The organism is Abyssisolibacter sp. ZYX002, from assembly GCF_056892235.1.
In genome coordinates, this window is record NZ_JARMXH010000004.1 from 127,053 (window position 1) to 138,550 (window position 11,498).

Sequence of the window (11,498 nt, forward strand, 5' to 3'; positions counted from 1 at the left end):
AAAGGGAGTATTTCTGACGACATATTAATTGCATAAAGATAGGGAGGGGTAACATAAATTGAGAAGGAGATTGCAACGATATTTGTGTATAGTATTTATAATAGCTTTGATTTTTAGTATAAATACAATTTGTTTAGCAAAAGAAGCTAATATTAAAGTAGATATTAGTAACAAGAATACTTTAGATAAAGAAAAAATAGAGGAAATGAGGCAAAAATATAACTTAGATAAACCAAAAACGAAATTAAGAAAAAATGCTTTTAAAGGCGATTTTGGAAGTAGTATAAATACTCTACATATAAAAGAGAGTATAATGAGAGTTCTTATATATATGAGTTCAAAAATTGAACGGCTAATAATTACATTATTAATAGTTTATATAATGTAAAATATAAAAGAGCTAAACATGGCATTAAAAAGGCTTGGAAGATATATAAGAAAAAACACTACCTATTGGAATTGTATGCATTGTCAGCCAAATAAGCTTGGTGAAGGGTATTACAAGAGTATAATTAACTGTAAATATAAGACTCTAAAAATTGAAGGTTTCAGATTGTATACAAAATCCAATTTCTGTGTTGTTGTCCAAATTTCCGTTGCTAACTCACTTACCTCTAGGTAAGCTGTGCCACTCAATTTTAACACGCCTTACTCTAGAACTTTTACTGCAGTCTGCTATCTTGATGACTTTGTCATCAATCTAAAACCTCCAAAAACAGGAGGTTTTTTACAATTTCATTATCTTAAGTAAAGCACTAGAAATTCACTTTTTAAGACAAAATAGTTATGAAATATATGGAAACATAAAACAATTGACATACATGTACGTACAAGTTATAATAATATCATAGACTAACTTGTACGTACATGTATGTCGAAGAGGAAAGGGTTTTCAGTATAGTATGTATATTAATACATAATGTACTAAAAATAATTAAAACAATACGATTGGGAGGCTAAAATGAGTAAATTTTCAAAAGACGCACAACAATTATTGGAACACATTGGTGGAAAAGAGAATATTTCTGCAGTTTCACACTGTGCAACAAGGCTTCGTTTTGTACTAAATGATAATAAAAAAGCAGATGTAGAGAAAATAAAGAGTATCAAATCAGTAAAAGGCACCTTTGTGCAAGCTGGTCAATTTCAAGTGATTATTGGAAATGAAGTTTCTGTTTTTTACAATGACTTTGTTAAAATATCAGGTGTAGATGGAGTTAGTAAAGATGCTACTAAAAAAGCAGGAAGACAAAACATGAACTTGCTACAAAGGTTGATTTCTCATTTAGGAGAAATATTTGCGCCTTTAATACCAGCTATTGTTGCTGGAGGTTTGATTTTAGGATTTCGTAACGTTATAGGAGATATAAAGTTTTTGGAAGAAGGTACTAAAACCTTAACTGAGGTATCACAGTTCTGGGCAGGAGTGCATCATTTTCTATGGTTGATAGGTGAAGCGATATTTTTCTTTTTACCAGTAGGAATAACGTGGTCTATATCTAAGAAGATGGGGACTACACAAATATTAGGTATTATATTAGGTATTACTTTAGTTTCACCACAGCTTATGAATGCTTATGAGGCTGCTTCAGGGGGTCAAGCACCAGTTTGGAATTTTGGTTTTACGCAAATAGAGATGATAGGATATCAAGCTCAGGTTATTCCAGCAATTTTAGCAGGTTTCGTTTTAGCTCATTTAGAGATTCAAATCCGTAAGATATCACCTAGCTATATTTCAATGATTATAGTACCATTTTTCTCATTAGTACCAACAGTGTTATTAGCACACGTGGTATTAGGACCGATAGGTTGGAAATTGGGATCAGCTATATCTAATGTAGTATATTCTGGATTAACATCAGCATTTGGATGGCTATTTGCTGCTGTATTTGGATTTGCTTATGCACCACTCGTAATAACGGGGTTACACCATATGACAAATGCAATAGATTTACAACTAATGAGTGCATTGGATGGAACAAATTTATGGCCGATGATTGCTTTATCAAATATTGCTCAAGGGTCAGCTGTTTTAGCAATGATATATATAAACAGAAAAAATGAAGAAGAAAAGCAAGTTTCAATACCAGCTGCTATATCATGTTACCTAGGAGTAACAGAACCAGCCATGTTTGGTATTAATCTAAAATATGTATATCCGTTTTTAGCAGCAATGATAGGTTCAGCTATTGCAGCGGTAGTGTCAGTAGGTTCAGGAGTTATGGCTGGGTCAATAGGAGTTGGTGGATTACCGGGAATACTATCTATTAAGCCAGAGTATTGGGTTAAATTTTTATTTGCTATGTTAATAGCTATAATTGTACCGATTGTTTTAACAATAATTTTTTCAAAAAGGAAGAAAAAAGGTGCATTAAATTAAAATAAGCATCAATATGGGGGGAAAATCCCCCTTTTTAGTATTAAAAGTGACTGTATTAGATATTTTTCTATAATTAATTTATAACAATAGATATTGGATATTAAGGAGCAGAGTTTGTATGAAAGATTTTAGAAAAAGCGTTATATATCAAATTTATCCAAAATCATTTAAAGATACAAATAATGATGGATTTGGAGATTTGAATGGTGTAACTGAAAAACTAGATTATTTAAAGATGTTAGGCGTAGATTATATCTGGCTAACACCGTTTTATATATCACCTCAAAAAGATAATGGTTATGATGTTGCTGATTATTATAATATCGATAAACGATTTGGAACTATGAAAGATTTTGAACTATTAGTATCAGAAGCAGAAAAACACGACATTGGTATAATGCTAGATATGGTATTTAACCATACGTCAACAGAGCATCAATGGTTCCAAAAAGCTATCACTGGTGATCAAAAATACAAAGATTATTATATATTCAAAGAAGTCATTGATGGGAGAAGTCCAACAAATTGGGTATCAAAATTTGGTGGATCGGCTTGGGAATACGTCGAGGATTTAGATGAATGTTATTTACATTTATTTGATAAAACACAAGCAGATTTGAACTGGGAGAACGAAGAAGTAAAAAAGGAACTATATAGTGTAGTGAATTTCTGGTTAGAAAAGGGAGTAAAAGGATTTAGATTTGATGTTATAAATTTAATCTCAAAACCATATAAATACGAGGATGATTTTAGAGGTGACGGTCGTAGATTCTATACAGACGGACCTAAAATCCATGAGTATATAAAAGAATTAAATGAGAACACATTTGGAGATGATAAGGATATTGTCACAGTAGGGGAAATGTCTTCTACTACAATAGATAATTGTATAAAATATTCTAATCCTAATGAGAAAGAAATATCAATGGTATTTAACTTTCATCATCTTAAAGTAGACTACAAAGATGGTGACAAATGGACATTGATAGAATTTGATTTTTTAAAACTAAAAGAAATATTTGAAGAATGGCAAATAGGTATGCAAAAAGGTAATGGATGGAGTGCGGTGTTTTGGTGTAATCACGATCAACCACGAATAGTATCACGTTTTGGAAATGATACAAAATACCGTAAAGAGTCTGCTAAAATGTTAGCAACAACAATACACATGTCCAGAGGTACACCGTATATCTACCAAGGTGAAGAAATAGGCATGACAAATGCGAATTTTGAAAGTATTGATTTATATAAAGATATAGAATCTATTAATTATCATAATATATTAAAAAATGAAGGTAAATACGAAGAAGATATAAAGAAGATATTACAGTCAAAATCTCGAGATAATTCACGTACTCCTATGCAATGGAACAATGAAAAAGAGGCTGGATTTACAAATGGAACTCCTTGGATATCAGTTAACAACAACTATAAAGAGATTAATGTTAACGCCTCACTCAAAGATACAAATTCTATATTTTATCATTATCAAAAACTAATCAAACTTAGAAAAGAATATGATATAATAGCTTATGGAGAGTTTAAAGTGATATTAAAAAAACATAGAGATATATTTGCATACATTAGAGAATATAAGAATGAAAAATTATTAGTTGTGAATAATTTCTATGCAAGAGAAACGATTTTTAAACTTCCAGACGTATTAAATGTTGGTGAGTATAAAGTGAAGATATTACTGTCTAATTATGAAGATTCACCAAATAATATAAATAACATAAAGCTAAGACCGTATGAGTCAATCGTGTATCATATTCAATACTAAAAAACTTAGCTGTACTGGGGTGATTGAGGTATGGATAAAAATAAAAAATACTTGAACATATATAGTGAGCTAATTAATGGCATAGAAAACAATAAAATTAAAGCAAATACAAAACTACCATCAGAAAATGAATTAATGAAAAAGTATAATGTGTCAAGAGCTACTATTAGAAATGCATTAGAACTATTGGAAAGAAATGGTTACATTCAAAAAATAAAGGGAAAAGGATCATTTGTACTAGATATAAACAAGTTAAAGCTTCCCGTTTCAGGACTTACTAGTTTTAAAGAACTAAATAGTTGTATGAATGCCAAAGTAAAAACAATTGTTAAAGAATTAGATGTAGTTCAGGCTGATGACTATTTAGCAAATCGCCTTGAGATACCTTACAATCAAGATGTATGGAAGGTTATAAGAGTAAGAGAAATTAATGATAAAAGAATAATACTAGATAAAGATTATTTTAATAGGAAATATGTAGACTTGTTAACCAAAGAGATATGTGAGAATTCTATATATGAGTATTTAGAAAATCAATTAGGACTAAAGATTAGCTTTGCAAAGAAAGAGATAACAGTTAAGAAAGCAACACAAGAAGATAAAGAATATCTTGAGTTGGAAGACTATGAAATGGTCGTAGTTGTAAGAAGTTACGTTTATTTAGAAGATATTAGTCTATTTCAGTACGGTGAATCTAGGCATAGACCAGATAAATTTAAATTCGTTGATTTTGCTAGAAGAAATAAAATGTAATTGCTTTGCATAAAACTGAATTAATATTAAAATTGTTAAGAAACTGTCTTAGATATACTAAGACAGTTTCAGACCGTAGACAAAAGCCCAATTTCTGCGTTGTTGTTAAAATTTCCGTTGCTCACTTACCTCTAAGTAAGCTCTGCTACTCAATTTTAACACGCCTTGAAATTGAACTTTTACTAAAGTCTGCTATCTTGATGACTTTGTCATCAATCTAAAACTGTCTTAGATATACTAAGACAGTTTTTCGTCATATATGTCTTTTAATGTTGTAGTAATTTTGAAATATGCTATACTTATTATAGCAAATTCATTGCAATATAAGAGAGATTAAAGATTTAATAGGGGGGTATATTTGTGAAAAAGTTACTTTTGATTATAACAGCAACAGTACTTATATGTTCGGGATGCACAAAAAAAATTGATAATGTAAACAAGGATATTGACAATAAAACAAAACTACAGGAAGACAAAAAAAATGAAAAAAATGAAGTAACAAAAGGTCAGGAAAATGAATCAAACACGCAGAAACAGGAAAAAGACAAAAGAGAAAACGAGATTAATTTATATGCTAATTATGATGATATAAAATGTAAGTATGGTTATTGTGACCAATATGGAAATATCGTAATACAAGCAGAGTTTGATCATGCAGATGATTTTTATGAAGATTATGCTGTTGTCATGAGAGATGGAAAATGTGGATATATAAACAAAAAAGGTGAGGTAGTTGTAGATTTTGAATTTGATGGTGCTGAAAGATTTGCAGAAGGATATGCAGTAGTAAATAAAGATCATAAATGGGGATATATAGACAAAAACGGCGATGTTGTAATAGAATTGCAATATCAATGGGCTAGAGACTTTCAAGGAAATTATGCTATAGTTCGAAAAGATGAAAAATATGGGTATATTAATAAAGATAACAAAAGCTTAACTGGATTTATATATGATAGTGCTAATGAATTTCAACAAGGCTTAGGTTATGTTTGCAAGGATGGTAAATGGGGTCTAATCAATAAAGAAGGAAAAAATATAACGGAGCTAGAATATGATGAAATTGGTGATTTTTCAGATGGTTATGCATTAGTTGGAAAAGATAATAAGTACGGATACATAAATAAAAAAGGAGAGAGAGTGATAGATTGTACGTTTGACTTGGGTCAGAAATTTCAGCAAAGCTATGCATCTGTGAAAATAGGGGATAAATGGGCAATTATAAATAAAGAAGGTCAGAATATACCAAACTATGAATATGATATGCCTAGTGAGTTTTCAGAGGGTTTAGCACCAGTTGAAAAGAACAAAAAGTTTGGATATATTAATGAAAATGGTGAAGTAGTGATAGATTTTAAGTATGATAGAGCTTGTAGCTTTAAAGATGGGATTGCAGTAGTTAGTAGAGATGACAAATTCGGGTTAATAAATAGAGAAGGAAAGAACATAACAGAGTTTAAATATGATAGTATTGGTGAGTTTTCTGATGGTTTAGTAGTTGTTGGAGAAATGGGAGAATGGGGATATATAGATAGTAAAGGAAACGTAATTTTTGAGCCACAATTTGATACTAGTGCTAGCTTTAAAGATGGAAAAGCTATAGTGAGAATAGGCGGTAAAATTGGCTTATTAGATAAGTCAGGAGAAATCGAATGGAAAAGAGTAGAGACATATGAAAAAACTACACTTACGCCTATAGATGACTCAGAGAAGCATGATGATTTTAAAAGCTTTAAAAAACAACTTTTAGAGGCTATAGATAAAAAAGATGTAGATTTTATAAAAGCACATTTACATAAAGATGTTATCGATGATATGTATGGTCCTTGTGAAAACTCAGCACAATTTTTAGAAAACCACTTATATAACGAAAATACACTTTTTTGGAGCAATTTAAAACATATTGTTAAAATAGGTGGAGTGATAAATAACAAGAAAAATGAATTTATATTTCCATATGTTTATGATAGATTTATAGAACCAGATGGTTTAAAACCGCTTCAAACAGATTTTTATGATAGGACATCTTATGTAGTATGTATTAATGATAATGTAAGTGTATATGATAAACCTAATAAAGATTCAAAAATTATCTCAAAGGAAAATTACAGTGTTTTAAGAGTTGGAGAGATGAGTTGGTGTTTCATTGAAAAAGATGAGGGAAAGTGGATTAAGATACAATTACCTACAGGAGAAAGAGGGTATGTAATAAAAGAGAATGTACAAGGCACATATGATGATAATATTATGTTTGTAAAAGAAAAAGGTGTCTGGAAATTAAAAGTATATATTGTTGAATGAGCTGGATTCAGACGATAAAGGCTAGTAAACGTTGATAAAATAGAAAAATTGATAAAGAGGATTAAATATGAAACTAAATATTCTATACGAAGATAAATACATTATAGTAGTCGAAAAACCACCAAAAGTACCATCACAATCAGATAAAACTAAGGATATAGACATGTTATCGCTTATAAAAGAGTGTCTGATAGGAAAGAGCAAAAGCTTAAAAGAACCTTACATTGCTATAGTACATCGACTAGATAGACCAGTTGGAGGAATAATGGTATTTGCCAAGACTAAATCAGCATGTAGTCACCTAAACAAGCAAATACAAAACAAACAAATAAAAAAGACATATTATTGCACAGTATGTGGAGAAATAGAGCAAAAAGAAGGAACATTAAAAGATTATCTTAAAAGGTTAAAGACCATAAATATGTCCAAAGCAGTAGATGAAAGTACAAAAGGAGCTAAAGAAGCTATACTCCAGTATAGAGTGTTAAATAGTATAAATGATGAAGAACATGGAAAGTTGAGCTTAGTTAAAGTTAACTTAGTAACTGGAAGGCATCATCAAATAAGAGTACAACTATCACATCACGGTTATCCACTTTGGGGAGATACAAAATATAATAAAAAATTTACGAAAAAGAAAACATGGTCACAGATTGCATTATTTGCAGGAGAGCTTTCTTTTAAGCATCCTAAAACAAATAAAATAGTGCAGTTTCAGCTAAATAGACCACAAACAATGCCGTTTATATTATTTGATTAATAGAGCTGTTGTATTTTATATTAGAGTATGTATTATATAATACAATTTATTTATAATCTAAAATTAACATAATTTTGGAAGAGAGTTTGTTATAATATATATTGGAGAAAGGGGTTCTAATATGAAAAAAATATTTGCTATATTAACAACTATAATATTATTAACAAATATTAACTACAGCGTTAAAGCTAATTCAAAAACTGAAAAAAATGCTATTAAGCAGAAGTATACAATAGAATTAGATACTTTCTACGATGAATCAAACAATCTTTATGGATATAAAGATCAATTTGGTAATGTCATTATAAAACCTAAATTTAGCCATTGTGAAAACTTTAATGAAGGATTAGCACTTGTTAAAAGTAATGACAAATGTGGATATATCAACACAAAAGGTAAATTAGTCATAGGATATAAATTTGATGATGCACGTAATTTTTATAATGGTATTGCACTAGTAAAAAAGAATAACAAATGGGCATTTATAAATAAAGAAGGCAAAAATATTACAAGATTTGAATTTGATGATGCAAAAGATTTTAATAAATATTGTGCAATAGTACAAAAAGACAATAAGTGGGCATTGATAAATAAAAAAGGAAAGAACTTAACAGGATATAAGTTTGATTATATTCGCCAAAGTTCAGATAATCGTATGTATGTGGGTGCTAATAGTAAGGTAGGTTTGATAGATGAAAAAGGAAATATAATATTACAATGTAAGTACGATGATATAGAAGATTCTAAGGATAACTGTATAGCTTTTAAAAAAGAAGATAAGTGGGGGTATGTTAACAAGCAAGGGATACGTATAACATCACAAATATACGATGATGTTAATCCTTTTAGGGGAGGATTAGCAAGGGTAAGAGAGAACGATAAATATGGATACATTGACGAATTTGGAAAACAAGTGATAGATTGTCAGTTTGACTATAGTGAGAATTTTACAAATGACTATGCTATAGCAATGATGAACAGTAAATATGGATACATAGATAAAAAAGGTAAAAAAATAACTGAGTTCATATTCGATGGAGCAAGTGAATTTAATTCAGACTATGCTATAGTAAGGAAAAACGGTAAATATGGATACATAGATAAAAAAGGAAAAAACATAACTGGATTCGTTTTCGACGAAGCAAGTGTTTTTAATTCAAACTATGCTATAGTAAAAATTAATGATAAATATTCATTATTAAATGCAAAAGGAGAAAACATAACTACATTGGATGCAGATAGTGTATATAATGTTCGACATCATGATGAATTTGATGGATATTCGATTGCAGAGAAAAATAGTAAACATGCATTAATAAATCCTCAAGGTAAAAACATAACTGGCTATAAATATGATGATATAGAATATGCTTTAGAAGATGTTTTTGCAGTAAAAGTATTAGGAGAATGGGGATTTGTAGATAAAACAGGTAAGATGATTATTGAGCCTGAGTATGATGAGTATACTCCTTTTAAGGATGGTAAAGCTATTGTGAAAATAGGGGGTAAAAAAGGTATTTTATACAAAAATGGCAAGGTAGATTGGAAGGATACAGAGACATATGAAAAAGTTGTTATCAATCCAGTTGATGAATCTGATAAATCAGAATCATTTAAGAAGTTTAAAGAACAATTATTCAAGGCAATAAGTCAGAAAGATAAAGAGTTTATAACTAATCATATAGACGATAGTATTGTTGTGAGGTTGTATGGGTCAGGGCGTTATTTTATTGATGAGAAAGATGATTGCGTAGAACATTTTCTTGATTCTGATACAAAAAACTTCAGATGGTACGAATGGGAAGCAATAATGAATAATATAAAACTTGGTGGAGTAGAAGATAAGGAGAGCAAAGGGTTTAATTTTCCTTTTTTATATGATAAAGAGCAAGAGGGCAAAGTTCTTATAAAAGAAAAAGTAGACATATATCAAAAGCCAGATATAAACGCGGAGGTTATAAATCAACTAAGTAATGAAAGTGTAAAATGCTTATATTTTATAGTATATAACCAAGATAAGAAATGGATAAAAGTACAGTTGCCATCTGGAGATAGAGGGTATGTTACATCAGATAATATACTTTGCTTTGATGATTATGAGATAAAATTTAAATTAATAAATGGAGTTTGGAAAATAACTAGGATAAATGAACCACTACACTGGGGGAACAGAATTAAACATGAGGTGGAATGTCCATATTAAAAATAATCTAAGTCAGTATGATGCAGTTTAACTGCTTTAACAAATAGTAATAAATTGCAAAGATTTAGACAAAGAGTAAATTTAACTAAAAGGAGAAGTATATATGAAGTATAATTTAAATGAAATAATAGAAAGAAATAATACATATTCAGTAAAATGGGATACTACATTTTTGAAAGAACAATTCGGTAGAAGTGATTTACTTCCGCTATGGGTTGCAGACATGGATTTTAAATGTCCACAGCCTGTAATTGATGCTATCATCAACAGAGCTAAACATGGTATTTTTGGTTATGCATTTATAGAAGATAACTTTCATAATGCAGTTATAAATTGGAATAAAAGAAGGCATAACTGGGATGTAAAAAAAGAATGGATAGTGTTTACTCCAGGGATAGTAACAGCGGTAAACCAATGTGTGCAAGCATTTTGTAAGCCGGGTGATAAAATAATAATCCAAAATCCAGTTTACTATCCATTTGGAGAAGCAATATTGAACAATGGATGCCAAATCGAACATAATCAGTTAATTCAAAAAGATGATAAGTACATCATAGATTTTGATGATTTAAAAGAAAAGGCTAAAAATCCATATGTCAAAATGATGATTTTATGTAATCCACATAATCCAGTAGGTAGAGTATGGTCTAGAGAAGAGCTTATAAAATTAGGAGAAATATGTATAGAGAATGATGTAATTATAATATCAGATGAAATCCACAGGGATTTAATATATAAAGGACATAAACATATACCTTTTGCAAGTATTTCAGATGAATTTGCACAAAACAGTATTACATGTACAGCTCCTAGTAAAACATTTAATATAGCAGGGCTAAAAACATCAAATGTTATAATACCAAATGAAAAAATACGTAATAACTATATACACCAATTGGTGCGTAATTCACTAGAATCAGCAAATACATTTGGGATAGAAGCAATAATAGCTGCATATAACTATGGCGAAGAATGGCTTGAAAATGTAACCCAATATTTAGAGGATAATGTCAGATTTATCGATAGATTTATTAAAGAAAAGATGCCGAAAGTTAAATTTACAAAGCCAGAGGGAACTTATCTAGGATGGTTGGATTTCAGAAGTATCACAGAAAACACAGAGTTATTAGATGATATACTCATAAATAAAGCGAAAGTTGGATTAGACAGTGGACATTGGTTTGGAAAAGGTGGCGAAGGTTTTGCAAGAATAAACTTTGCATGTCCAAGAGAAATATTAGAAGATGCTTTGATTAGGATACAGAATGTAATAGGTTAGTAATTTAGCGATAAATTAGGGTCATGCTTTAGAGTATGA

Annotated in this window: 8 protein-coding genes; all 8 read left to right on the plus strand. The window is 29.9% G+C overall.

What is annotated here, in order from left to right; all coding sequences use genetic code 11:
* Positions 1-58 precede the first annotated feature (58 nt).
* The 8 genes from P3X86_RS13165 (at position 59) to P3X86_RS13200 (ending at position 11,459) form a co-directional block, all read left to right on the plus strand.
* Positions 59-388, plus strand: a complete 330-nt coding sequence (locus P3X86_RS13165) for a hypothetical protein (protein WP_483293160.1) — start codon at positions 59-61, stop codon at positions 386-388.
* A gap of 573 nt (positions 389-961) precedes the next feature.
* Positions 962-2,380 (plus strand): PTS system trehalose-specific EIIBC component, encoded by a 1,419-nt coding sequence (gene treP, locus P3X86_RS13170; RefSeq protein WP_483293161.1) that lies wholly within the window; start codon positions 962-964, stop codon positions 2,378-2,380.
* A 118-nt stretch (positions 2,381-2,498) separates the two neighbouring features.
* On the plus strand, positions 2,499-4,163 hold the full coding sequence (gene treC / locus P3X86_RS13175; protein WP_483293162.1) for an alpha,alpha-phosphotrehalase: 1,665 nt from the start codon (positions 2,499-2,501) through the stop codon (positions 4,161-4,163).
* A 30-nt stretch (positions 4,164-4,193) separates the two neighbouring features.
* Positions 4,194-4,916 carry a trehalose operon repressor gene (treR, locus tag P3X86_RS13180; protein WP_483293163.1) on the plus strand — a complete coding sequence of 241 codons (723 nt, stop codon included), beginning with the start codon at positions 4,194-4,196 and terminating at the stop codon, positions 4,914-4,916.
* Between the two features lie 360 nt (positions 4,917-5,276).
* Positions 5,277-7,217, plus strand: coding sequence for a WG repeat-containing protein (locus P3X86_RS13185; RefSeq protein ID WP_483293164.1), 1,941 nt, complete (start codon positions 5,277-5,279; stop codon positions 7,215-7,217).
* A gap of 67 nt (positions 7,218-7,284) precedes the next feature.
* Positions 7,285-7,977 carry an RluA family pseudouridine synthase gene (locus P3X86_RS13190; RefSeq protein WP_483293165.1) on the plus strand — a complete coding sequence of 231 codons (693 nt, stop codon included), beginning with the start codon at positions 7,285-7,287 and terminating at the stop codon, positions 7,975-7,977.
* Positions 7,978-8,098: 121 nt separating this feature from the next.
* Positions 8,099-10,180, plus strand: coding sequence for a WG repeat-containing protein (locus P3X86_RS13195; RefSeq protein ID WP_483293166.1), 2,082 nt, complete (start codon positions 8,099-8,101; stop codon positions 10,178-10,180).
* Positions 10,181-10,283: 103 nt separating this feature from the next.
* Positions 10,284-11,459 carry a MalY/PatB family protein gene (locus tag P3X86_RS13200; RefSeq protein WP_483293167.1) on the plus strand — a complete coding sequence of 392 codons (1,176 nt, stop codon included), beginning with the start codon at positions 10,284-10,286 and terminating at the stop codon, positions 11,457-11,459.
* The last annotated feature ends 39 nt before the right edge of the window (positions 11,460-11,498 follow it).